This window comes from Streptomyces sp. MMCC 100 (assembly GCF_041538145.2).
Classification (GTDB): Bacteria; Actinomycetota; Actinomycetes; order Streptomycetales; family Streptomycetaceae; genus Streptomyces.
The window spans coordinates 1,012,990-1,037,019 of sequence record NZ_JBGORK020000001.1 but is presented as its reverse complement, the minus strand read 5'-3'; the positions used below and the strand labels follow the sequence as shown (position 1 = coordinate 1,037,019).

Annotated in this window: 20 protein-coding genes and 1 pseudogene; 2 read left to right on the top strand and 19 right to left on the bottom strand. The window is 68.9% G+C overall.

All coding sequences use genetic code 11. From position 1 onward, the window contains the following. Nucleotides 1-48: 48 nt before the first annotated feature. Nucleotides 49-819, bottom strand: coding sequence for an SAM-dependent methyltransferase (locus ABS735_RS04795; RefSeq protein WP_373900140.1), 771 nt, complete (start codon nucleotides 817-819; stop codon nucleotides 49-51). 98 nt (nucleotides 820-917) lie between these two features. Then, a complete protein-coding gene (locus tag ABS735_RS04790; protein ID WP_373900234.1) occupies nucleotides 918-1,058 on the bottom strand; it encodes a hypothetical protein in 141 nt (46 codons plus the stop codon). A 49-nt stretch (nucleotides 1,059-1,107) separates the two neighbouring features. Between ABS735_RS04790 and ABS735_RS04785 the strand changes: the two genes are divergently transcribed. Beyond that, nucleotides 1,108-2,670 carry a recombinase family protein gene (locus ABS735_RS04785; RefSeq protein WP_373900226.1) on the top strand — a complete coding sequence of 521 codons (1,563 nt, stop codon included), beginning with the start codon at nucleotides 1,108-1,110 and terminating at the stop codon, nucleotides 2,668-2,670. 245 nt (nucleotides 2,671-2,915) lie between these two features. On the opposite strand, the pseudogene ABS735_RS04780 reads toward ABS735_RS04785, so the two are convergent. The 14 genes and pseudogenes from ABS735_RS04780 to ABS735_RS04715 form a co-directional block, all read right to left on the bottom strand. After that, nucleotides 2,916-3,890: pseudogene (locus ABS735_RS04780) on the bottom strand (IS256 family transposase); the annotation flags it as partial. Continuing rightward, the gene (locus ABS735_RS04775; protein ID WP_476755824.1) at nucleotides 3,791-4,015 is read right to left on the bottom strand and encodes a transposase; all 225 of its coding nucleotides are present in this window, start codon (nucleotides 4,013-4,015) and stop codon (nucleotides 3,791-3,793) included. The pseudogene ABS735_RS04780 and the gene ABS735_RS04775, both read right to left, overlap by 100 nt. A 194-nt stretch (nucleotides 4,016-4,209) precedes the next feature. Then, the gene (locus ABS735_RS04770) at nucleotides 4,210-4,974 is read right to left on the bottom strand and encodes a class I SAM-dependent methyltransferase (protein WP_373900138.1); all 765 of its coding nucleotides are present in this window, start codon (nucleotides 4,972-4,974) and stop codon (nucleotides 4,210-4,212) included. Between the two features lie 319 nt (nucleotides 4,975-5,293). Continuing rightward, nucleotides 5,294-5,479 (bottom strand): hypothetical protein, encoded by a 186-nt coding sequence (locus ABS735_RS04765; protein ID WP_373900137.1) that lies wholly within the window; start codon nucleotides 5,477-5,479, stop codon nucleotides 5,294-5,296. A gap of 21 nt (nucleotides 5,480-5,500) precedes the next feature. Beyond that, a complete protein-coding gene (locus tag ABS735_RS04760; RefSeq protein WP_373900135.1) occupies nucleotides 5,501-7,450 on the bottom strand; it encodes a TIGR03960 family B12-binding radical SAM protein in 1,950 nt (649 codons plus the stop codon). Between the two features lie 91 nt (nucleotides 7,451-7,541). After that, complete coding sequence (rodA, locus tag ABS735_RS04755) at nucleotides 7,542-8,738, bottom strand: rod shape-determining protein RodA (protein ID WP_373900133.1); 1,197 nt, start codon at nucleotides 8,736-8,738, stop codon at nucleotides 7,542-7,544. Further along, a complete protein-coding gene (gene mrdA, locus ABS735_RS04750; protein WP_373900132.1) occupies nucleotides 8,735-11,035 on the bottom strand; it encodes a penicillin-binding protein 2 in 2,301 nt (766 codons plus the stop codon). The genes rodA and mrdA overlap by 4 nt, the downstream gene beginning before the upstream one ends. A 101-nt stretch (nucleotides 11,036-11,136) precedes the next feature. Beyond that, on the bottom strand, nucleotides 11,137-11,808 hold the full coding sequence (gene mreD / locus ABS735_RS04745; protein ID WP_373900130.1) for a rod shape-determining protein MreD: 672 nt from the start codon (nucleotides 11,806-11,808) through the stop codon (nucleotides 11,137-11,139). A gap of 13 nt (nucleotides 11,809-11,821) precedes the next feature. Next, the gene (gene mreC, locus ABS735_RS04740) at nucleotides 11,822-12,865 is read right to left on the bottom strand and encodes a rod shape-determining protein MreC (RefSeq protein WP_373900129.1); all 1,044 of its coding nucleotides are present in this window, start codon (nucleotides 12,863-12,865) and stop codon (nucleotides 11,822-11,824) included. 200 nt (nucleotides 12,866-13,065) lie between these two features. Next, entirely contained in the window at nucleotides 13,066-14,085 is a 1,020-nt protein-coding gene (locus ABS735_RS04735) for a rod shape-determining protein (protein WP_007449816.1), read from the bottom strand. A 319-nt stretch (nucleotides 14,086-14,404) separates the two neighbouring features. Next, nucleotides 14,405-14,818 carry a nucleoside-diphosphate kinase gene (gene ndk / locus ABS735_RS04730; RefSeq protein WP_373900128.1) on the bottom strand — a complete coding sequence of 138 codons (414 nt, stop codon included), beginning with the start codon at nucleotides 14,816-14,818 and terminating at the stop codon, nucleotides 14,405-14,407. 144 nt (nucleotides 14,819-14,962) lie between these two features. Beyond that, nucleotides 14,963-15,319, bottom strand: a complete 357-nt coding sequence (locus tag ABS735_RS04725; protein WP_373900127.1) for a DUF4233 domain-containing protein — start codon at nucleotides 15,317-15,319, stop codon at nucleotides 14,963-14,965. Nucleotides 15,320-15,325: 6 nt separating this feature from the next. Beyond that, nucleotides 15,326-16,840 carry a bifunctional tetrahydrofolate synthase/dihydrofolate synthase gene (folC, locus tag ABS735_RS04720; RefSeq protein WP_373900126.1) on the bottom strand — a complete coding sequence of 505 codons (1,515 nt, stop codon included), beginning with the start codon at nucleotides 16,838-16,840 and terminating at the stop codon, nucleotides 15,326-15,328. Between the two features lie 256 nt (nucleotides 16,841-17,096). After that, entirely contained in the window at nucleotides 17,097-19,721 is a 2,625-nt protein-coding gene (locus tag ABS735_RS04715; protein ID WP_373900125.1) for a valine--tRNA ligase, read from the bottom strand. 138 nt (nucleotides 19,722-19,859) lie between these two features. Here ABS735_RS04715 and ABS735_RS04710 point away from each other — a divergent pair, with 138 nt between their 5' ends. Continuing rightward, nucleotides 19,860-20,861: a hypothetical protein gene (locus ABS735_RS04710; RefSeq protein WP_373900124.1), complete on the top strand. Its 1,002-nt coding sequence runs from the start codon at nucleotides 19,860-19,862 to the stop codon at nucleotides 20,859-20,861. Nucleotides 20,862-20,935: 74 nt separating this feature from the next. Here the strand turns inward: ABS735_RS04710 and clpX are convergent, their stop codons facing one another. The 3 genes from clpX to ABS735_RS04695 all read right to left on the bottom strand — a co-directional run bounded on the left by clpX (nucleotide 20,936) and on the right by ABS735_RS04695 (nucleotide 23,783). Continuing rightward, nucleotides 20,936-22,222 carry an ATP-dependent Clp protease ATP-binding subunit ClpX gene (gene clpX, locus ABS735_RS04705; RefSeq protein ID WP_007449827.1) on the bottom strand — a complete coding sequence of 429 codons (1,287 nt, stop codon included), beginning with the start codon at nucleotides 22,220-22,222 and terminating at the stop codon, nucleotides 20,936-20,938. A 191-nt stretch (nucleotides 22,223-22,413) separates the two neighbouring features. Next, a complete protein-coding gene (locus ABS735_RS04700) occupies nucleotides 22,414-23,127 on the bottom strand; it encodes an ATP-dependent Clp protease proteolytic subunit (RefSeq protein WP_373900123.1) in 714 nt (237 codons plus the stop codon). Nucleotides 23,128-23,177: 50 nt separating this feature from the next. Beyond that, nucleotides 23,178-23,783: an ATP-dependent Clp protease proteolytic subunit gene (locus ABS735_RS04695; RefSeq protein WP_051005918.1), complete on the bottom strand. Its 606-nt coding sequence runs from the start codon at nucleotides 23,781-23,783 to the stop codon at nucleotides 23,178-23,180. Nucleotides 23,784-24,030: the final 247 nt, after the last annotated feature.

The window sequence follows — 24,030 nt, the reverse complement described above, 5'->3', positions numbered from 1 at the left end:
GACGCCGCGGGACCCGGATCGGATCCCGCGGCGTCCTTCGGACGGCATTCAGGTTCCGGTGACCGGTACAAGCGTCAGATACGCGATGCCGAGGACGCTGCGGTAGCCGTTGACCCAGGACGACCGCTGCCCGTCGACTCGTTCGCGGGTCTCGGCCGCGAGGGGGTGGTCCGGGCAGCTGGCGAGCCAGAGCTCTGTGTCATGGCGGTAACCGGACTCGAACTCCTCCCACTCCTCACGGCTCGCCGACTCGATCCAGGCCGGCCGGAAGCCCGACTCGACAGCGAGGTCGACGAGCGGTCCGAGCCCGAGATGGTCGCCTGCGCGCGCCCCGGGCCACATCCCCGCGAGTTCCTCGTCCGTCGGGGTGCGCTCCCAGAAGCCCTCGCCGAGAACGACACGTCCGCCCGGGCGGACCAGGCGGCGCAGCTCGCGCAGCACGACACCGGGGTCGTACGGCTGCCCGGGATCGCACAGCGCCTGGCCGGCTCCGAGGCAGAGCACCGCGTCCACGGGTCCACGTGACGTGCCGAGGGCCGACTCCTCCACGAACTCGACCCGCTCGGCGAGTCCGCGCTCCTTCGCGAGGCCCCTGCCCCTGGCCAGGTCTTCGGCGTTGACGTCGAGGCCGACTCCCGTCGCGCCCGGGACGGACTCCAGAACGCGGAGCAGCAGTTCGCCCCAGCCGCACCCGATGTCGAGAACGGTGGCGGGCGACACGGCGGCGAGCCGCGCGACGATGCGCCCGGCGCGGTCCTCGGAGAGCGGCCCGTGGAAGGTCAGACTGCCGAGACGCGGGGGAAGATCGGAAGCTGTCATGGGGCGGACGCTAGCTCCTCCCGAGTGGCGTGCCGAGCGATTTAGTCGCAGCCCGTCCGCACCGGGCGCCCGCCTCCGGGTGCGGCCGGGCCCCCGCTTCAGCCGGTCGGTGCGGTGTTCTTGACCGTCAGCGGCAGCAGCTTCTTGCCGGTCGGGCCGACCTGGATCTCGGTGTCCATCGCCGGGCATATGGAAAAACGTCTAAAACTATCCGCGAACTGCGCCACGCTGTCTGACATGAGGAAACGAGGACAGCGGCGGCTCGCAGCAGACCGAGCGGCCTACAGCGTGGAAACCGAGTGGACCGAAGCCGACCTTGCCCTGTTGGAGGAGCTCAAACGGGCTGAGGCCCTACTCCCCCAGGACGCACCCCGGGCACTCTTATCCATCCGCCTGTCCGTACTGACGGACGACACGACGTCGCCGGTACGGCAGGAGCTCGATCTCCGCATCCTGGCCAGGGAGCGCGGGAGCCGAGTCGTCGGCGTCGCCTCCGACCTGAACGTGTCGGCGACGAAGGTCCCGCCGTGGAAGCGGAAGGAGCTCGGGGAGTGGCTGAACAACCGCTCCCCCGAGTTCGACGAGCTCTTGTTCTGGAAGCTCGACCGCTTCGTACGGCGCCTCTCCGATCTCTCGACGATGATCGAGTGGAGCCTGAAGCGCGGCAAGAACCTGGTCTCGAAGAACGACAGCCTTGACCTCACGACGACCGCCGGAAAGATCATGGTCACAATCATCGGCGGCATCGCCGAGATCGAGGCGGCCAACACTTCGACCCGCGTCGCGAGTCTGTGGGACTACACGAAGTCGCAGGAAGACTGGATCATCGGGAAGCCGGCGTACGGCTACGTCACGGACGAGGACGACACGGGGAAGGTCGTTCTCGTCATCGATCCCGAGGCGGCCAAGGCCCTGCACTGGGCCCGACGCATGGCGCTCCGGGGACGCTCCGCCGGGTTCATGGTGCGCTGCTTGAAGCGCTCCGGCCTGATGACCCAAGGGCTCACCGTGGCGACGCTCCACCGCCGTCTGCGCAACCCCGCGCTTCTCGGCTACCGGGTAGAAGAGGACAAGAACGGCGGGCAGCGACGATCGAAGCCGCTTCTCGGCAAGGACGGCAGGCCGATCAGAGTCGCCCCTCCCCTCTTTACAGAGGAGGAGTTCGAGACCCTCGGCGCCGCTCTCGACAAGCGCAAGAAGAACCAACCGCCGCGTCGTGTCGGAGGAGCGACACAGTTCCTCGGCGTCCTGCTGTGCGCCGACTGCAAGACCAACATGACCGTGCAGATCACGAACAACACGCACGGGACGTACCAGTACCTGCGGTGCCGCAACTGCAAGAGCGGCGGCCTCGGAGCGCCCAACCCCGAACGGGTCTACGAGCGCCTGGTGCAGGACGTACTCAAGGTCCTCGGAGACTTTCCCGTGCAGGTCCGCCAGTACGCCGAGGGTGCTGAGGCCCGCAAGGAGATCAAGCGCCTTAAAGAGACCATCGCGCTGTACATGAAGGATCTCGAACCCGGGGGCCGGTACACGAAGACGCGGTTCACGAAGGAGCAGGCAGAGGCGACCTTGGACAAGCTCATCAGTGAGCTCGAAGCGATCGACCCCGAGACGGCGAAGGATCGATGGGTCAACGTCCACGGCGGCAAGACGTTCCGTGAGCACTGGCAGGAAGGCGGTATGGAAGCCATGTCCGCGGACCTGTACCGGGTCGGGATCCGCTGCGAGGTGACCCGGACGAAGGTACCGAACGTCCGAGCCCCGAAGGTGCACCTCCGCCTACTGATCCCGAAGGACGTACGCGCGCGACTCGTGATCCGAGAGGACGACTTCGCGCAAGCCTTCTGATCCCAGGCCACACAGGAACGAAGCCGCCTTCCCTGCATCTGAGGGGGGCGGCTTCTTCGGTTACTCGAACCATGCAGCAGGGTCAAACGGTTCTTCCGCACCGTCCTCGCCCACGATCACGATCTCGCTGTCGATCAGAGGCATCGCTTCGCTGTGCGCAGGTTCAGGCTTGGGCAGAGGAGTTATCGACCCCACCCCCCGCTGGCGGGTCTGTCAAACGTGCGGTGTAACTGGGGTAGTTGGGGTTACTGGCGGGCTGCCGACAGGCGGCCGTCGAAGGTGATGTCGAAGGCGTTCAGCGCGGTCTTCCAGCGCATGGTCCAGCGGGCCTGGCCCTTGCCCGTGGGGTCGAGGGACATGATCGCCATGTAGACGCACTTCAATGCGGCCTGCTCGTTGGGGAAGTGTCCGCGGGCCTTGACCGCGCGGCGGATCCTGGCGTTCACCGACTCGATCGCGTTGGTGGTGCAGACGATGCGGCGGATCTCGGTGTCGAACCGCGGGAAAGGGGTGAACTCCTCCCACGCGTTCTCCCACAGTTTGACGATCGCCGGATACTTCCGGCCCCAGGCGTCAGCGAACTCGGCGAACCGCTCCAGAGCGGCCTCCTCGGTCGCCGCGGTGTAGACGGGCTTGAGGAGCTTGGCGATCTTGTCCCAGTCCTGGCGGGCGGCATAGCGGAAGGAGTTCCGCAGCAGATGCACCACGCAGGTCTGCACGATGGTCCGCGGCCAGACGGTCTCCACTGCCTCGGGCAGGCCCTTGAGCCCGTCGCAGACCAGCATGAGGACGTCGTTCACGCCGCGGTTTTTGATCTCGGTGAGGACGTGCAGCCAGTGCTTGGCGCCCTCGCCGCCGTCGCCGGCCCACAACCCGAGGATCTCCCGCCGGCCCTCGGTGGTGACGGCCAGGGCCACATAGATGGGCCGGTTGGCCACCGCGCCGTCGCGGATCTTCACGTGAATGGCGTCCATGAAGACCACCGGATAGACGGTGTCGAGGGGCCTGCTCTGCCGCTCGGCCATGCCCTCGAGCACCTTGTCGGTGATGGTGGAGATGGTCTGGCGGGAGACCTCGGCGCCATAGACCTCGGCCAGGTGGGCCTGGACCTCGCCGGTGGTCAGGCCCTTCGCGGCCAGCGAGATGACCATCTCGTCGACGCCTGTGCGGACTCCAGCAGCCGCTTGGTCAGCTGCTGGAGCAGCCCACCCTCGCCGGTCAGTTGCAGGCCCTCGGCCTGGGCCCGGCCCACCAGGTCATCGATCAGCTGGTCGTCAACGGCCTTGGGCGGCGCAGCCGCTGCCGCCTCGCCGGCCTCGTGCTCGGCCACGTTCTCACTGGCCATCGATGCATCCTCCATGATCGGGAGTTACACCGAACGATTTACAGCCCCGGACGAGGCTGGTGATGCGAGTCGTGGAACATCGCAGCTTGCGCAGGATCCGCCAGGCGCGACGACCCCGCTGAAGGCGGTCGCGAGCCGGCAGGTCGGCAATGACAACGACGAAAGGTGGATCAGCGCGCCGGCTCAGACGTGCCTCACGCCTGGTCGCGGCTGGCGACCACCAGGTATCCATCACTCTCGGGGTCGAAGGTGGTGGACTGCACCGTGAGCCCGACACTGCGCAACTGCGCCACGAGGTCCTCGTACCGGTAGGGCCAGATGGACAACCGCTCCGAGCAGGCTCGCACTGCCCCATCCGGCTCGATCTGGGCGACCACGATCTCGAGGAAGTGTTCCTGCTCCCAGCGCTGCTCGATCTGCCAGTAGTAGCTGACGACCGCATCGCGGTCGTTGCGGCGGATGAGTCGATCGCGGACGTCTACCCGTGAGCCGGCTGAGCGCACGAGCTCCCAGTTGCGTGAATGGAGCACAAGGCGTCCGCCCGGATTCAGCAGCCGCGACATCGCTTCCAGTGCGGTCAGGCGCCCGGCTGCGCCCTCGGCGTGCCCGAGCGAGTTACCGACGCAGAACACCAGATCGAACGTGGAGTCCTCCAGGTGGTCAGGCAATTCGTCCCAGCTCGCACGGATGGCTCGAAGCGAGACACCCTGCTCGTCGGCCGCCTTCTCGGTCCGGCGAACCATCCCATTGCTGGCGTCTGCGGCGACCACGTCAAGGCCAAGACTCGCGAGACCGACGGCGAGCTGGCCGGTTCCACACGCGCAGTCGAGGACGCGCGCGTTGGGCGGCAGAGAGCCCACGACATCGCTGTAGTAAACCGCGGCTGCCTTAGCGGGGGTCAACCTGTCGTCCCCGATCAGCCACTCGTATACGTCGGAAAGCGCCCCATAACCAGCCACCGCGATACCTCCATCACTCGACGGCACGCGGGCAAGACCGCGCCTGCGATTCGGACCTGCGCCTCGCACTGTGCCGCGCCGTGTCAGCGAAGCATTGAGCAGGACCCAACCACTTCCGGCCGCTGGGGCTCCACCGGATTTCGTGGGAAACCACGACGCGCCGCACCGACGCAGGTCCCCACTCCACCGGCGCCCCATCGGCCCGATGGGGGCCGCGGCCGGCAAGTGCGCGTTCAGGTGGTGTCTCCCTCGCCCTGCGGGCAGGGACACCGGACCGACTGATCCTGCTGTCAGGTCACCGCGGGCCCCTCTCCGGCCGTCACACCCATTCCACGTCCGCAGAGACGTCTGAAGAGGCATCAGTCGGCGGCAGTGGCGTTCTCAGCGCCTTCTTCGCCGGCTGCCGCCGATCCTTCTGCAAGCCGAGCGCGGTCAGCGCCGCCAGCGCATCCGACTCTGTGACGTCAGCCACAGCGTCAGCGATGCGGTGGAGCGGATCGCTCATCCCACACCCCGTTTCCGCTGGTCAGCCGGACTTCTTGACCGTCAGAGGCAGCAGCTTCTTGCCCGTCGGGCCCGTTTGTGGCCATGTGTCGAACTGGGGGCACACCCCGCAGTCGAAGCACGGCGTCCAGCGGCAGTCGTCGACCTCGGTCTCGTCGAGGGCGTCCTGCCAGTCCTCCCAGAGCCACTCCTTGTCGAGGCCGGAGTCGAGGTGGTCCCAGGGGAGGACCTCCTCGTAGCCGCGCTCGCGGGTGGTGTACCAGTCGACGTCGACGCCGGTCGGCTCCAGGGCCTTGTCGGCGCAGGCCATCCAGCGGTCGTAGGAGAAGTGCTCGCGCCAGCCGTCGAAGCGGCCGCCGTCGTCGTAGACGGCGCGGATGACGGCGCCGAGGCGGCGGTCGCCGCGGGAGAGGAGGCCCTCGACGATGCCGGGCTTGCCGTCGTGGTAGCGGAAGCCGATGGAGCGGCCGTACTTCTTGTCGCCGCGGATCTTGTCGCGCAGCTTCTGGAGGCGGGCGTCCGTCTCCTCCGCCGACAGTTGCGGGGCCCACTGGAAGGGGGTGTGGGGCTTGGGGACGAAGCCGCCGATCGAGACGGTGCAGCGGATGTCGCCGGAGCCGGAGACCTCGCGGCCCTTGGCGATGACCCGGGTGGCCATGTCGGCGATCTGGAGGACGTCGTCGTCGGTCTCGGTGGGCAGGCCGCACATGAAGTAGAGCTTCACCTGGCGCCAGCCGTTGCCGTAGGCCGTCGCGACGGTCCGGATGAGGTCGTCCTCCGAGACCATCTTGTTGATGACCTTGCGGATGCGCTCGGAGCCGCCCTCGGGGGCGAAGGTGAGGCCGGAGCGGCGGCCGTTGCGGGTCAGTTCGTTGGCCAGGTCGATGTTGAAGGCGTCGACGCGGGTGGAGGGGAGGGACAGGCCGATCTTGTCCTCCTCGTACCGGTCGGCGAGGCCCTTGGCGACGTCGGCGATCTCCGAGTGGTCGGCGGAGGAGAGGGAGAGGAGGCCGACCTCCTCGAAGCCGGTGGCCTTGAGGCCCTTGTCGACCATCTCGCCGATGCCGGTGATGGAGCGCTCGCGCACCGGGCGGGTGATCATGCCGGCCTGGCAGAAGCGGCAGCCGCGGGTGCAGCCGCGGAAGATCTCCACCGACATGCGCTCGTGGACGGTCTCGGCGAGCGGGACGAGGGGCTGCTTGGGGTAGGGCCACTCGTCGAGGTCCATGACGGTGTGCTTGCTGACGCGCCACGGGACGCCGGAGCGGTTGGGTACGACGCGGGCGATGCGGCCGTCGGAGAGGTACTCGACGTCGTAGAAGCCGGGGACGTAGACGCCGCCGGTCTTGGCGAGGCGGAGGAGGAGTTCCTCGCGGCCTCCCGGGCGGCCCTCGGCCTTCCAGGCGCGGATGATCGCGGTGACTTCCAGGACGGCCTGTTCGCCGTCGCCGATGACCGCGCAGTCGATGAAGTCAGCGATCGGCTCGGGGTTGAACGCGGCGTGGCCGCCGGCCAGGACGATCGGGTCGTCGATGCCGCGGTCCTTGGCCTCCAGCGGGATGCCCGCCAGGTCCAGGGCGGTGAGCATGTTGGTGTAGCCCAGCTCCGTGGAGAAGGAGAGGCCGAACACGTCGAAGGCGCCCACCGGGCGGTGGCTGTCGACCGTGAACTGCGGGACCGAGTGTTCCCGCATCAGCTCCTCGAGGTCCGGCCACACGCTGTAGGTGCGCTCGGCGAGGACGCCCTGCTGCTCGTTGAGTACCTCGTAGAGGATCATGACGCCCTGGTTGGGCAGGCCCACCTCGTACGCGTCGGGGTACATCAGGGCCCAGCGGACGTCGCAGGATTCCCACTCCTTGACCGTGGAGTTCAGCTCTCCGCCGACGTACTGGATCGGCTTCTGCACATGTGGCAGCAGGGCTTCGAGCTGCGGAAACACGGACTCGGCGGCCTGGGTGGCTTCGGCAGGCATCTCACGGGACCTTTGTGTGCTGACAAGGGGGACCATCCAGCCTAACCCGGCCGGACCGGTCCCCCTTACCGCGCACCCCACGGGTGCCGGGCTATGCCGACATCGGTCTCTGCACGGCGATGGACTGGAGCAGTCCGACCGCCATCCACACGGCGAACATGGAGGAGCCGCCGTAGGAGACGAAGGGCAGGGGCAGGCCGGTGACCGGCATGATGCCGAGGGTCATGCCGACGTTCTCGAAGGTCTGGAAGGCGAACCAGGCGACGATTCCGGCGGCGACGACCGTGCCGTACAGGTCGGGGGTGCCGCGGGCGATGCGGCAGGCGCGCCACAGGACCACGCCGAGCAGCGCGATGATGAGGCCCGCGCCGAGGAAGCCCAGTTCCTCGCCGGCGACGGTGAAGACGAAGTCGGTCTGCTGCTCGGGGACGAAGCGGCCGGTGGTCTGGGAGCCGTGGAAGAGGCCGGAGCCGGTGAGTCCGCCGGAGCCGATGGCGATGCGCGCCTGGTTGGTGTTGTAGCCGACGCCCGCGGGGTCGAGGGCCGGGTTGGCGAAGGCGGCGAAGCGGGCGATCTGGTAGTCGTCCAGGATGCCGAGCTGCCACACGGCGAGCGCCCCGGCGGTGCCGGCGCCGAGCAGTCCGAAGATCCAGCGGTTGCTGGCGCCGGAGGCGAGCAGGATGCCGAGCACGATGATGACCATGACCATGACCGATCCGAGGTCGGGCATGAGCATCACGATGAGCATCGGCACGGTGGCCAGGCCCAGAGCCTGGAGCACGGTGCGATGGTCGGGGTGGGGGCGGTCCCCCGCGTCGACGCGTGCGGCGAGCAGCATCGCCATGCCCAGGATGATCGTGAGCTTCACGAACTCCGAGGGCTGCAGGGAGAAGCCGCCGGGGAGCTTGATCCAGGAGTGGGCGCCGTTGATGGTCGAGCCGAGCGGGGTGAGCACCAGCAGGATCAGGAAGACGGATGCGCCGTAGAGGACGGGTACGGCGGTGCGCAGGGCGCGGTGGCCGAGCCAGACGACGCCGACCATCAGGGCGAGCCCGATGCCGGTGTTCAGGAGGTGCCGGGTGAGGAAGTAGTACTGGTCGCCCTGGTTGAGTTCGGTGCGGTTGCGGGTGGCGGAGTAGACGAGCAGCGAGCCCATCAGGGACAGGGCTACGGCGGCCAGCAGTATCGGCCAGTCGAGCCGCCGGGCCATCGAGTCCCGGGCGAAGAGGCGGGTCCAGCCGGCTTTCTCGGGGCCGTATCCGGAGACCTGGAAGCTGTTGCCGGTCATGCCCGTGCCCTCCGGCTTCTTCCGCTGCCGCCGCGCCGGGCGCCGCGCCGTGCGCCGCCGCGCCGTCGGTGGCGGCGGGTGTCGCGGTTCTCCCCGTTCTGGTTGGGGGTGGTCGCGGGCTGGTCGCCTTCCTCGACGGGGGCGTACTCCTCGTCCGGGGAGGCCTTCTCGTCGGGCTGGAGTTCCTTGACGACGTCCTTCGGCATCTTCGGGGAGAGGATGGTGCCGTCCGTCTTGATCTTCGGGAGGCTGGCCTGCGGCTTGGGCAGCAGGGCCTTCTTCGGGTCGATGTCGCCGTCGTCGGAGACGCCGTACAGCGCGTCGTAGATGTTGCGGACGGCGGGTCCCGAGGCGCCGGAGCCGGTGCCGCCCTGGGAGATCGTCATGACGATCGAGTAGTCCTTGGTGTACGTCGCGAACCAGGACGTGGTCTGCTTGCCGTAGACCTCGGCGGTACCGGTCTTGGCGTGCATCGGGATCTTGTCCTGCGGCCAGCCGACCTGGGCGAACCGCCAGGCGGCGGTGCCGCGGCTGGCGACGCCGGCGAGGGCCTCGTCCATCTTGGCCAGCGTGGTCTTGCTTATGGGCAGCTTGCCGTGCGCCGTGGGCTCGATCTGGCGGACGGTCTTGCCGTCGGGGCTGACGACGGCCTTGCCGATGCTCGGGTCGTAGAGGGTGCCGCCGTTGGAGATGGCCGCGTAGATGGTGGCCATCTGGATGGGGGTGACGAGGGTGTCGCCCTGGCCGATGGAGTAGTTGATGGAGTCACCGGCGCGCATCTTGTTGCCCTCGAGGCAGTTCTCGTACGCGATCTTCTCGACGTAGGAGCCGTCCTTCTTGCCGGACTTGCACCAGGCGTCCTTGTTGGCCTCCCAGTAGTCCTGCTTCCACTGGCGGTCGGGGACGCGGCCGGTGACCTCGTTGGGGAGGTCGATGCCGGTCTTGGCGCCGAGGCCGAACTGGTGGGCGGCCTTGTAGAAGTAGTCGTTGGGCTTCTTGGGGTTCATCCCGCCGTCCTTCTTCCACTCCTGGTGGGACAGGCGGTAGAAGACGGTGTCGCAGGAGAGCTCCAGGGCGCGGCCGATGGTGATCATGCCCTCGTTGGCCGACTCGAAGTTCTTGAAGACCTGGCCGCCGACGTCGTAGGCGCTGGAGCAGTCGTAGTTGCCGTCGAAGTCGTAGCCGGCCTCGACCGCGGCGGCCGAGGAAACCACCTTGAAGATGGAGCCGGGGGCGGCCTGGCCCTGGGTGGCGCGGTTGAGCAGCGGGTAGTTGGAGTCCTTGCCGGTGAGCTTCTTGTAGTCCTTGGCGGAGATGCCGCCGACCCAGGCGTTGGGGTCGTAGTCGGGGTTGGAGGCCATGGCGACGACGCGGCCGGTCTTGGCCTCCATCACCACGACGGCGCCGGCGTCGGCCTCGTAGGTCCGGTTGGTGTTGCGGTCCATCTCCTTGCGGGCGGCCTTCATCGCCTCGTTCAGCTCGTACTCGGCGACGCGCTGGACGCGGGAGTCGATGCTGGTGACGAGGTTGGAGCCGGGGGTGCCCGCGTCGGACTCGGCCTCGCCGATGACGCGGCCGAGGTTGTCGACCTCGTAGCGGGTGACGCCGGCCTTGCCGCGCAGCGCCTTGTCGTACTGGCGCTCCAGGCCGGAGCGGCCGACCTGGTCGGAGCGCAGGTAGGGCGAGTCGGTGTCCTGGGCCTGCTGCAGTTCCTCGTCGGTGACGGGCGAGAGGTAGCCGAGGACCTGGGCGGTGTTGGACTTGCCGGGGGCGGCGTAGCGGCGTACGGCCATGGGTTCGGCGGTGATGCCGGGGAAGTCCTCGGCGCGCTCGCGGATCTGCAGGGCCTGCTTGACGGTGGCCTCGTCGGTGACGGGGATCGGCTGGTAGGGCGAGCCGTTCCAGCAGGGCTGCGGGGTCTTGGCGTCGCAGAGCCGGACCTTTTCGATGACGTCCTGGGGCTTCATGCCGAGGACGTCGGCGAGCTTGGTGAGGACGGCCTTGCCGTCGTCCTTCATCTTCAGCAGGTCGGTGCGGGAGGCGGAGACGACGAGCCGGGTCTCGTTGTCGGCGAGGGCGACGCCGCGGGCGTCCAGGATGGAGCCGCGGGTGGCGGGCTGGACGACCTGCTGGACGTGGTTGCCGGAGGCCTCCGCGGCGTATTCGTCGCCCTGGCGGATCTGGAGGTACCAGAGCCGGCCGCCGAGGGTGGCGAGGAGGGAGAGGACGAGGATCTGGATGACGACGAGCCGGGTCTGGACGCGGGTGCTGCGGCCGGTCTCCGGAATGTTAGTCATGGGCGCGGCCCATCCGGTTGAGGGTGGTGGTGGGCGACGGGTGGGCGTTGGTCACTGCTGCCTCCCCCTGACGAAGTACGTACTGGTTTGCCGGCGTGCCGTCACAGCCGCTTGACCCCCTTGATGCGGCCGGCGCGGGCCGCCCGGGCCCGGGCCGTCTTCACCCGCAGTGCGCCCCGCTGTCTGCCGATGCGCAGGCCGGTGCCTCCGGAGAGCCATCCGGAGGAGATGTCGGGGCCCTGGGCGGCGGAGTTGGTGTCGGCCAGCGGGTCGTGCTCGGCGCGCCGGGCGAGCGCCATGATGCCGGGGACGACGAAGGGCGCGAGCAGCAGGTCGTACAGGGCGGCCGTGAACAGCAGGCTGGGCAGGCCGACATGGCGGGCGGCGGTGTCGCCGACGAGGGCGCCGACGCCCGCGTAGAGCAGGGTGGTGCCGATGGCGGCGGCGACCACGACGACCATGGGGCCGGTGGCCGAGCGGAGCCGTCCGTTGTCCGGTTTGGCGAGCCCGGCGAGGTAGCCGATGACGCAGAGCACGAGGGCGTAGCGGCCGGCGGCGTGGTCGGCGGGCGGGGCGAGGTCGGCGAGGAGTCCGGCGCCGAAGCCGACGAGGGCGCCGCCGACGTGGCCGTAGACCAGGGCGAGGCCGAGGACGGTGAGCAGCAGCAGGTCGGGGACGGCGCCGGGCAGGTGGAGGCGGGCGAGGACGCTCACCTGGATCACCAGGGCGACGACGACCAGGGCGACGGACAGCAGGATCCGGTTGACGCGCATGGGGTGAAGGCTCCTACGGCTCGGTCTGCTCGTTCTGCTGCTCTGTCTGGTCGTTCTGGCCGGTGGCATCGTCCTGGCCGGTCGCGTCGTTCTGCCCGGTCGCGTCGTCCTGCCCGGCCTCGTCGTTCTGGGCCTGGCCCTCGGGGTCGGCGCCGGGGGTGACGGTGACCGTCACGGTGGGCGTGGGCTTCGGCTGCTTCTTCTCCGGGAGCACCGTGTCGCGCGGATCCTTCTGCGGGGCCTGGACGACGACGCCGACGATGTCGAGCTTGGTGAAGCTGACGAACGGCGTGACGTCGAGGATGCGGGTGAGGTCGCCGCCGTTGGGGTCGACGCGGGTGATGGTGCCGACGGGCACGCCCGGCACGAAGGGCTTGTCGGCCTGGGAGCCGAAGGTGACGAGGCGGTCGCCCTTCTTGACGTCGGCCTTGCCGTTGAGGAGTTCGACGCGCAGGGGGCGGCTGCCCTGGCCGGAGGCGAAGCCGAGTTCGTCGCCGGACTCCATCCGGGTGCCGACGGTGAAGTCGGGGTCGTTGGCGAGCAGCACGGTGGCGGTGTTCGGGCCGACGGTGGTCACGCGTCCGACGAGGCCGTCGCCGTTGAGGACGGTCATGTCGCGCTTGACGCCGTCGTTGGCACCGGCGTCGATGGTGATGGTCCAGGAGAAGCCCTGGGCGGCTCCTATGGCGATGACCTGGGCGCCCTTGATGCCGTACTGCCCGGCTCCGGCGAGCCCCAGCATCTTGTCGAACTGCTTCAGCCGGCTGCGGCCGCGCTCGTCGCTGCCGAGTTTCGCCTTCAGGGCCGCGTTCTGCGTCTCCAGTTCGGCGAGCCGGTCGTGCCGGTCGCCGGAGTCGCGGATCGCGGAGACCGCGTTGCCGACCGGGTCGACCGCGGAGGAGACCCCGTTCTCGATCGGACCGAAGACGCCCGCCGCGGCCTGCCGGGCACCGTCGACCGGTGAGTCCTCCCCGCCGCGGATGTCCACCGTGATCAGTGCGAACGCGATGGCGATCAGCAGCACCAGGAGCAGCCGGCTCTCTTTCGTGTCCCTCACGTGCGGCGGCCGTGCCTTCCTCGTCGAAATTCGGGAATCTCGGAATGTACGTGGCGGTGTTCAGGAATTCAGGTGATTCGGTACTTCGGGCGTGTGCGGCGCATCGGGCACTTCACGCGCATCCGGTACCGCAACCCTCTATATCAACGATCCGCCGCACGAGAGGAGATCATCTCGTACGGCGGAACCGAAGTGTTACGTCATCTGCGGGGCGAGGCGTCCAGCACCTGCTGGAGTGCCTCGAACTCCTCGACGCACTTGCCGCTGCCGAGCGCGACGCTGTCGAGCGGGTCCTCGGCGATGTGGATGGGCATTCCGGTCTCCCGGCGCAGCCGTTCGTCCAGCCCGCGCAGCAGCGCGCCGCCGCCGGTCAGGACGATGCCCCGGTCCATGATGTCGCCGGACAGCTCCGGCGGACATTTGTCGAGGGTCGTCTTGACGGCGTCGACGATGGCGTTGACCGGCTCCTCGATCGCCTTGCGCACTTCGGCGGCGGAGATGACGACGGTCTTGGGCAGCCCGGAGACGAGGTCCCGGCCGCGGATTTCGGTGTGCTCGTCGGAGTCGAGGTCGTACGCCGAACCGATCGTGATCTTGATCTGTTCGGCCGTGCGCTCACCCAGCAGAAGGCTGTACTCCTTCTTCACGTGCTGGATGATCGCGTTGTCCAGCTCGTCACCCGCGACGCGGATGGACTGGGCGGTGACGATGCCGCCGAGCGAGATGACCGCGACCTCCGTGGTGCCGCCGCCGATGTCCACCACCATGTTGCCCGTGGCCTCGTGGACCGGCAGGCCGGAGCCGATGGCCGCGGCCATGGGCTCCTCGATGATGTGCACCTGTCGGGCGCCGGCCTGGGACGACGCCTCGATGACGGCGCGGCGCTCGACGCCGGTGATGCCCGAGGGCACACAGACGACGACCCGCGGACGAGCCAGATACCGCCGCTTGTGGATCTTCAGGATGAAGTAGCGGAGCATCCGCTCGGTGATCTCGAAGTCGGCGATGACGCCGTCCTTCAGCGGGCGCACGGCAACGATGTTGCCGGGCGTGCGCCCGATCATCTTCTTCGCTTCGGCGCCGACCGCGAGGATGCCACCGGTGTTGGTGTTGATCGCGACGACGGACGGCTCGTTGAGTACGATCCCGCGACCCCTGACGTACACCAGCGTGTTGGCGGTCCCGAGGTCGACAGCCATGTCACGGCCGATGAACGACATTGAGTTCCCCATCAGGATTCGACTGGCCTTCCCAGGAGCTTTTGAGGGCTTTTCAGGTAGGCGAAGTGGGTGCAGTGACGCGTGGAGGCTTCCATCGTAGACGCGCTTTCGCGAACACTGCGCGAGGGTCTTCGCCATTGTCAGCAGATGGCGCACCGCCTCGCTTGTGGAGACGGGCCAACGGTGGGATCCGTTCCCCCGAACAGGCGCGCATATGCCACAGGGCGGTCGCTTTTACGCGACCGCCCCGGCTTCGCCCGGTCCATTCGGCTGACGTGACGTCAGAAAAAAGGCGCTCCCGGCGTGTCCCGAAGGAGGATCAGACCCGGCCCGGGAAGAAGATCTTCAGCTCGCGCTCGGCGGACTCCTCGGAGTCGGAGGCGTGGATCAGGTTCTCGCGGACGATCACACCGAAGTCGCCCCGGATGGAGCCGGGCGCGGCGGCGATCGGGTCGGTCGGACCGGCCAGCGCGCGCACGCCCTCGATGACCCGCTCGCCCTCGACGACCATCGCGACGACCGGGCCGGACGCCATGAACTCGACCAGGGGCTCGTAGAACGGCTTGCCCTTGTGCTCGCCGTAGTGGGCTTCCAGCGTCTCGCTGTCCAGGGTGCGCAGTTCCAGCGCGGTGATCTGCCAGCCGGCCTTGCGCTCGATACGGCTGATGATCTCGCCGGTCAGGCCACGACGGACGGCGTCGGGCTTGAGGAGGACGAGGCTGCGCTGGGTCACGAGGGCTCCCTTGGAGATGTTCGAGATGTGCGGTCGTGCGGGTGATGACTGAGGTTACCGGGCGTGTCGCGACGCTTGTCACGCAGCGTCAGGGATACCGGGTCCGGCTGTCTCGCCGACCGCGTCCGCCGGGCTCCGGCACCGTCAGGCGGGGTCGGGCGCGGAGGCCTCGGCCTGAGCGGCGAACCTCGCCTTCGCCTCGTCGATCTTCCGCCCGTAGTGCACGGAGGCCCACCACAGGGCGGCGAAGATCGCGCCCAGGAAGTACATGGTCGGCACGACGAGACCGGAGGCGATCAGCGCGACCTGCAGCACCCAGCCCAGGACGACGCCGCCGGGGCGGGTGATGACCCCGCACAGCGCGACGCACAGGAACATCGCGACACCGCTGACCGTCCACACCGTCCCCATCGACAGGTCCGGGTCCTTCATGGCGACCAGGCCGGCGAAGCCGATCACGAAGAACTCGCCGATCAGCGTCGAAGCACAGAGCGTACGCACGGTTTCTCAGCCCCTCCTCAGGAGCAGTCGGGCCTCGCCGACGGTGATGACGGAACCGGTGACGAGCACACCGCCGCCCGCGAACTCGCCCTCCTCCTCGGCCAGCGTGATCGCGGCCTCCAGGGCGTCCGGCAGCCGCGGCTCGACCTGCACGCGGTCCTCGCCGAACACCTCGACGGCGATCGCGGCCAGCTCGTCGGCGTCCATCGCACGGTGGCTGGAGTTCTGGGTGACGACGACCTCGGCGAAGACCGGCTCGAAGGCCTCCAGCAGCCCCCGCACGTTCTTGTCGCCGCTGGCGCCGACCACGCCGATGAGCCGGCTGAACTGGAAGGCCTCCCCCACCGCCTCGGCGGTGACCCGGGCGCCGGCCGGGTTGTGCGCGGCGTCCAGCACCACGGTCGGCGAGCGCCGCACCACCTCCATCCGCCCCGGCGAGGCGACGGAGGCGAAGGCCTGACGCACGGTGTCGACGTCCAGCGGCTCGGGACGCTGGGCGCCGACGCCGAAGAACGCCTCGACGGCGGCCAGCGCGACCGCCGCGTTGTGCGCCTGGTGGGCGCCGTGCAGCGGCAGGTAGACCTCGGTGTACTCGCCGCCGAGCCCGCGCAGCGTCACCTGCTGCCCGCCGACGGCGACCTCGCGGGCGACGACGCCGAACTCCAGCCCCTCGCGGGCCACGGTGGCGTTGACGTCCACGGCCTTCTTGAGCATCACCTGCGCCGCGTCCACCGGCTGCTGGGCCAGGATCACGGTGGCGTCCTGCTTGATGATCCCGGCCTTCTCGACCGCGATCTCGCCGGGCGTCTCGCCGAGCCGGTCGGTGTGGTCCAGGTCGATGGGGGTGACGACGGCGACGTCCCCGTCGATGACGTTGGTGGCGTCCCAGGAGCCGCCCATCCCGACCTCGACGACGGCCACGTCCACGGGCGCGTCGGCGAAGGCCGCGTACGCCATGCCGGTCAGCACCTCGAAGAACGACAGCCGGTACTCCTGCTGCGCGTCGACCATCTCGACGTACGGCTTGACGTCCTGGTACGTCTCGACGAACCGCTCGGCGGAGATCGGCGCCCCGTCCAGGCTGATCCGCTCGGTGATCGACTGCACGTGCGGCGAGGTGTACCGCCCGGTGCGCAGTTCGAAGGCACCGAGCAGCGCCTCGATCATGCGGGCGGTGGAGGTCTTGCCGTTGGTCCCGGTGATGTGGATGGAGGGGTACGAGCGCTGCGGCTCGCCCAGTACGTCCATCAGCGCGGCGATCCTGGCGACGGACGGCTCCAGCTTGGTCTCGCCCCAGCGGGTCGCCAGCTCCGTCTCGACGGCGCGCAGGGCCGCGTCCACCTCGGGGTCCTCGGGGCGCCCGGGGATGTCGGCCTCCGGGGGGCCGCCCTGGGTGCGCAGGGTGCGGCTGCCGGCCTCGATGACGGCGAGGTCGGGGTCGCGGGTGGTCTCCGCGTCGATGATCTCGTCGAAGCTGTCGAGGGGGTCGGGCTGGTCGTTCTCGCCGGGGTTGTCGCTCACGGGGACCAGTCTACGTACCCCTTGCCGCCGCAGCCGCGGGCAGTCGTGCCGCTGGGGCGGCACGGGTGGGCGCAGCGGCACCCCGTGAGCGCCGGGCTGCGCGATTCCCTGCGGGGCGCCAGCGGAGGGGGCCGGCTTGGGTCTTGGGGCAAGTGCGGCGCCGTTGTGGCTGGTCGCGCAGTTCCCCGCGCCCCTGGGGAAGCGAAGGCACCCGGCGCTTGCAAGGGCCCCGGGTGCCTTCCTCAGGTATCGGCGGCTACGCCTCCGGCAGCTTCTCCAGCTGGGCGGTGATGCGGGCGATGTCCTCGTCCGCCTTGGTCAGGCGGCCCCGGATCTTGTCCACGACGTGATCCGGCGCCTTCGCCAGGAACGCCTCGTTGCCGAGCTTGGCGTTCGCCTGGGCCTTCTCCTTCTCCGCCGCGGCGAGGTCCTTCGCCAGCCGCTTGCGCTCCGCGGCGAAGTCGATGACCCCGGAGAGGTCGAGGGCGACCTCGACGCCCGCGACCGGCAGCGTCGCCGTCGCCGTGAAGGACTCGCCCTCCGGCTGGAGCCGCAGCAGCTGCCGGACCGCCGCCTCGTGGGCCGCGAGCGCGCTGCCCGCGAGGGTCAGCCGGGCCGGCACCCGCTGGCCGGGCTGCAGCCCCTGGTCGGCACGGAAGCGCCGGACCTCGGTGATCACCGACTGGACGGTCTCGATCTCCCGCTCGGCGTCGGCGTCCCGGAAGCCCGAGTCGGACGGCCACTCGGCGATGACGACCGACTCGCCGCCCGTGAGCGTCGTCCACAGCGTCTCGGTGACGAAGGGGACGACCGGGTGGAGGAGACGCAGCGTCACGTCCAGGACCTCGCCGAGGACACGCTTGGAGACCTCGGCGGCCTCGCCGCCCGCCTGGAAGGTGGTCTTGGACAGCTCGACGTACCAGTCGAAGACCTCGTCCCAGGCGAAGTGGAACAGCGCGTCCGAGAGCTTCGCGAACTGGTAGTCCTCGTAGTACGCGTCGACCTCGGCGACGACCGAGTTGAGCCGGGAGAGGATCCAGCGGTCGGTCGACGACATCTTCGACGCGTCCGGCAGCGGGCCCTCGACCGTCGCGCCGTTCATCAGCGCGAAGCGGGTGGCGTTCCAGATCTTGTTGGCGAAGTTCCGGGAGCCCTGGACCCAGTCCTCGCCGATCGGGACGTCGACGCCCGGGTTGGCGCCGCGCGCGAGGGTGAAGCGCAGGGCGTCGGAGCCGTACTTGTCCATCCAGTCCAGCGGGTTGACCACGTTCCCGAAGGACTTGGACATCTTCTTGCCGTTCTGGTCACGGACCATGCCGTGCAGGGCGATGGTGTGGAACGGCGGGGTGCCGTCCATCGCGTAGAGGCCGAACATCATCATCCGGGCGACCCAGAAGAAGAGGATGTCGTAGCCGGTGACCAGGACCGAGTTCGGGTAGAACTTCGCGAGCGACTCGGTCTGCTCGGGCCAGCCGAGCGTGGAGAAGGGCCACAGGCCGGAGGAGAACCAGGTGTCCAGGACGTCGGGGTCCTGCCGCCAGCCCTCGCCGCTCGGCGGCTCCTCGTCGGGGCCGACGCAGACGACCTCGCCCTCGGGGCCGTACCAGACGGGGATGCGGTGGCCCCACCACAGCTGGCGCGAGATGCACCAGTCGTGGAGGTTGTCGACCCAGTCGAAGTACCGCTTCTCCATCTCCTGCGGGTGGATCTTGACCTTGCCGTCGCGGACGGCGTCACCGGCGGCCTTCGCCAGCGGGCCGACCTTGACCCACCACTGCATGGACAGGCGCGGCTCGATGGTGGTCTTGCAGCGCGAGCAGTGGCCGACGGAGTGGACGTAGGGCCGCTTCTCGGCGACGATCCGGCCCTCGGCGCGCAGCGCGGCGACGATGGCGGAGCGGGCCTCGAGCCGGTCCAGGCCCTGGAAGGGACCGTGGGCGGTGATGACGGCGTGCTCGTCCATCACGGCGATGGAGGGCAGACCGTGCCGCTGGCCGATCTCGAAGTCGTTCGGGTCGTGGGCCGGCGTCACCTTGACGGCGCCGGTGCCGAACTCGGGGTCGACGTGCTCGTCGGCGACGACCGGGATGGAGCGGTCGGTCAGCGGCAGCTTGATGAGCTTGCCGACCAGGTGCTTGTACCGCTCGTCCTCGGGGTGGACGGCGACCGCCGTGTCACCGAGCATCGTCTCGGCACGGGTGGTGGCGACGACGATGGTCTCGTCCCCGTCCCCGTACTTCATGGAGACCAGCTCGCCGTCGTCGTCCTGGTACTCGACCTCGATGTCGGAGATCGCGGTCAGGCAGCGCGGGCACCAGTTGATGATGCGCTCGGCGCGGTAGATCAGCTCGTCGTCGTAGAGCCGCTTGAAGATGGTCTGGACGGCCTGGGACAGGCCCTCGTCCATCGTGAACCGCTCACGGGACCAGGCGACGGCGTCGCCGAGGCGGCGCATCTGGCCGGAAATCTGCCCACCGGACTCGCTCTTCCACTGCCAGACGCGCTCGACGAAGGCCTCCCGGCCGAGGTCGTGCCGGGACTTGCCCTCCTTGCCCAGCTCGCGCTCGACGACGTTCTGCGTGGCGATGCCGGCGTGGTCCATGCCGGGCTGCCACAGCGTCTCGTAGCCCTGCATGCGCTTGCGGCGGGTCAGGGCGTCGATGAGCGTGTGCTCGAAGGCGTGCCCGAGGTGCAGGCTGCCCGTGACGTTCGGCGGCGGAATGACGACGGTGTACGGCGGCTTGTCGCTGTCCGCGTCCGCCTCGAAGTAACCCCGTTCTACCCAGCGCTCGTACAGCTTCCCCTCTACCTCGGCCGGCGTGTACTGGGTCGGCAGTTCGGTGCTGGGTGCGGGCTGCGGCTGCTGAGAGTTCTCGGTCACGGGGGTCAGTTTACGGGCGTCACGGCCGTGTCCCGAAACGCGCTTCTTCTGTAACGGTGCGGCCCCCGGTGACCTGCGCACGCCAGGCTTGAGTCAGGATGTCAGAACCACGTAAAGCATCTGAGGGGGAACCCAGGAATGAGTCACAACCAGCCGGGCCCGTACGGCGGGCAGCCCCAGCAGCCCGGACCGTACGGCCAGCCGGGACCGTACGGCCAGCAGCCGCCGCAGGCCCCCCAGCCCGGCTACGGCTACCCCCAGCAGACGCCCCCGCCGCAGCCGGGCTACGGCTACCCGCAGCAGCCCCAGCAGGGCAGCGTCCCGCCGCAGGCTCCCCCCTACGGCCAGCAGCCTCCCTACGGCCAGCAGCCCCCGTACGGCCAGCAGCCTCCCGGTCAGCCGCCGTACGGCATGCCGCAGCCCCCGGCGCCGGGCGGTGGCAAGAAGAAGACCGGTCTGATCATCGGCGCGGTGGCGGTCGTGGCGGCGATCGGCGTGGGCGCGTACTTCGTGCTGGGCGGGGGCGGTGGCGCGGGCGGTGGTCTGGAGGACGACGGCGCGCACAAGCTGACGACGCCGGCGACGGTGCTCACCGACTACAAGCGCGCCAGCGACGAGGCCGCCGAGACCGACTCGGACACGGTCAAGGACCTCGAGAAGAGCGGGGTCGAGGACGGCACGAGCGTGACCGGCTTCTACACCACGGCCGACCTGACCGGTTACGACCCCTCCGACCCGAGCACCGCGCCCGACCCGACCGAGCTGGCGGCTGCCAAGGGCATCACCTTCCTCGGCGCCTACGGGAAGATCTCCGACCCGGAGGCCGTGCTCGACAAGTTCTTCGTCGAGTTCAAGAAGGAGTCCGAGGAGAACGCGTCCTCCTCGTCCGAGACCGGCGGTTCCGGCAAGGTGGTCGGTGAGCCGGAGTCGGTCGACATGGACGGCGCGGCCATGAAGTGCCAGGCCGTCGAGGGCACGAACCCGGTCACCAAAAAGGAGAAGACGGACTGGATCTGCGCTTGGGCGGACTACAGCACCATCGCCCTGGTCTCCCCCGGTGACGCCACCAAGGGCGTGACGAAGGACGTCGCCGTCGACATCACCACCAAGCTCCGCAAGGAGATCCGCGTCAAGGCCTGACGAGGCAATCGACAACGCGGGAGGGGCCCGGTCGACTCGACCGGGCCCCTCCCGTGTACGTGGTGCGTGACCGGCTACGCCGTCTTCTGCTCGCCGGAGCCGCGGCCGCGCGAATCCCGGGGGATCAGCGTCGGGTTGACGTTGGAGAGGACCACGTCCGCCGTGATGACGACGCGGGCGACGTCCTTGCGGGACGGGACCTCGTACATCACGCCCTGGAGGACTTCCTCCATGATGGCGCGCAGGCCGCGGGCGCCGGTCTGGCGGAGGATGGCCTGGTCGGCGATGGCCTCCAGCGCTTCGCGCTCGAAGTCCAGCTCGACGCCGTCGAGTTCGAAGAGGCGCTCGTACTGCTTGACGAGGGCGTTGCGCGGCTCGACCAGGATCTGGAGGAGCGCCTCGCGGTCGAGGTTGTGCACCGAGGTGATGACCGGGAGCCGGCCGATGAACTCGGGGATCATGCCGAACTTGACCAGGTCCTCCGGCATGACCTGCTCGAACTGGTCCTTGGACTCGATCTCCCGCTTGGAGCGGATCTGCGCGCCGAATCCGATGCCCTTGGCGCCGGCCCGGCCCTCGATGATCTTCTCCAGGCCCGCGAAGGCACCGCCCACGATGAACAGGACGTTCGTCGTGTCGATCTGGATGAACTCCTGGTGCGGGTGTTTGCGCCCGCCCTGGGGCGGGACCGAGGCCGTGGTGCCCTCCAGGATCTTCAGCAGGGCCTGCTGGACGCCCTCGCCCGAGACGTCGCGCGTGATGGAGGGGTTCTCGCTCTTCCGCGCGACCTTGTCGATCTCGTCGATGTAGATGATCCCGGTCTCGGCCTTCTTGACGTCGTAGTCAGCGGCCTGGATCAGCTTCAGCAGGATGTTCTCGACGTCCTCGCCGACGTACCCCGCCTCGGTGAGCGCCGTGGCGTCGGCGATCGCGAACGGGACGTTCAGCATGCGGGCGAGGGTCTGGGCGAGGAGGGTCTTGCCGGAGCCGGTGGGGCCCAGCAGGAGGATGTTGGACTTCGCCAACTCGATGGCGTCCTCGCGGCCTTGGGCGCCGCCGTTCTCGCCGGCCTGGACCCGCTTGTAGTGGTTGTACACCGCGACGGAGAGGGCCTTCTTGGCCGCTTCCTGGCCGACCACGTAGCTCTCGAGGAACTCGTAGATCTCGCGGGGCTTCGGGAGCTCCTCCCAGCGCACCTCGCTGGTCTCGGCCAGCTCCTCCTCGATGATCTCGTTGCAGAGGTCGATGCACTCGTCGCAGATGTACACACCGGGCCCTGCGATGAGCTTCTTGACCTGCTTCTGGCTCTTGCCGCAGAACGAGCACTTGAGCAGATCGCCGCCGTCACCGATGCGTGCCACGGTGTGCTTCCCCTTCGCCTGGGAGACTCCCGTACGTCGACGTCACGTCGACGGCGGGCGGACTCCTGGTGCTGCCTTATGTCCGACGGTACCTTGCCGGGCCCCTCGTCCGGGCCCCCCTTGGCACGGTTCCCTTTGACGTGAACCGCGTCAAACCGTGCCAAGGAGCGGCAGACGATACAGCCTCCCGCCTAGCGGAGAGAGGAGTTGTCCATCTTCCGGGTGGTGATGATCTGGTCGATCAGGCCGTAGCTCAGCGAGTCCTCGGCCGTGAGGATCTTGTCGCGCTCGATGTCCTCGCGGATCTTCTCGACCGGCGTGGTGGAGTGCTTGGCCAGCATCTCCTCCAGCTGCGAGCGCATCCGGAGGATCTCGTTGGCGGCGATCTCCAGGTCGGAGACCTGGCCGCGGCCGGTCTCGCTGTACGGCTGGTGGATCAGGACGCGGGCGTTCGGCAGCGCCATGCGCTTGCCCGGCGTACCGGCGGCCAGCAGGACGGCGGCGGCGGAGGCGGCCTGGCCCATGCACACCGTCTGGATGTCCGGCTTCACGTACTGCATCGTGTCGTAGATGGCCGTGAGCGCGGTGAAGGAGCCGCCGGGGCTGTTGATGTAGATCGAGATGTCCCGGTCGGGGTCCATCGACTCCAGGCACAGCAGCTGCGCCATGACGTCGTTGGCGGAGGCGTCGTCGATCTGGACGCCGAGGAAGATCACGCGCTCCTCGAAGAGCTTCGCGTACGGGTCGTACTCGCGCACGCCCTGCGAGGTGCGCTCGACGAAGCGCGGGATGACGTAGCGGGACTCGGCCTGCGGGCCGGTGTAGCGGCCCTGGGAGGCGGCGGCGCGCATGTCCTGCGTGGCCTGCGGGCGGTCGTACAGGCGGCTGCCGGGGAAGTCGTTCACAGTGTCTCCTGTAAAGAGGCTGAGGCGGTCGGCTCGGGGCGGGGGATGGCTCAGGCGCCCGTGCCGCCACCGCCCGGCATGCCGGCGGCCGTGGGGATGACGTCGTCGATGAGGCCGTACTCCTTGGCCTCGAACGCGTCGAACCAGCGGTCGCGGTCCGAGTCGCGGGTGATCTGCTCGACCGTCTGGCCGGTGTGCTGAGAGGTGAGCTCGGCCATGCGCTTCTTGGTGTGCAGCAGCCGCTCGGCGTGGATCTTGATGTCCGAGGCCGAACCGGCGAGGCCGGCGGAGGGCTGGTGGATGAGGATCTCGGCGTTCGGCAGCGCGAAGCGCTTGCCGGGGGTGCCCGCGCTGAGCAGGAACTGTCCCATGGAGGCGGCGAGACCCATCGCGATCGTCACCACGTCGTTCTTGATGAACTGCATGGTGTCGTAGATCGCCATACCGGCCGTGATCGAACCGCCCGGGCTGTTGATGTACAGGAAGATGTCCTTGTCCGGGTCGGCGGCAAGGAGCAGCAGCTGTGCGGTGATCTTGTTGGCGATGTCGTCGTCGACCGGCTGGCCGAGGAAGATGATCCGCTCGCCGAGCAGTCGGTTGTAGACCTGGTCGCCGAGGCCGCCACCGATGGAGGGCTCGCCGGCGGCTGAGGGCATCAGATTCGTCACGTATCCACCTGCTCGTCTTACGACGGCGCCGGGCCGTCTCACGTTTCCCTGCGGGGCTGGAGCCGCTTTCGGGGACTCCCCTGCCCTCGTATTCATGGACCCTAACGCGGTGACCGTGCGGTGCCATCCCGGTTCTGCGGGTGTTCGCCGGGGGCGTAGCGCTCCGCGGGGTGCGGATGCGGATGCGGCATACCGCCGTTGGGGTGCGAGCTCGTCGCCGGGTGCGGGTCCATTG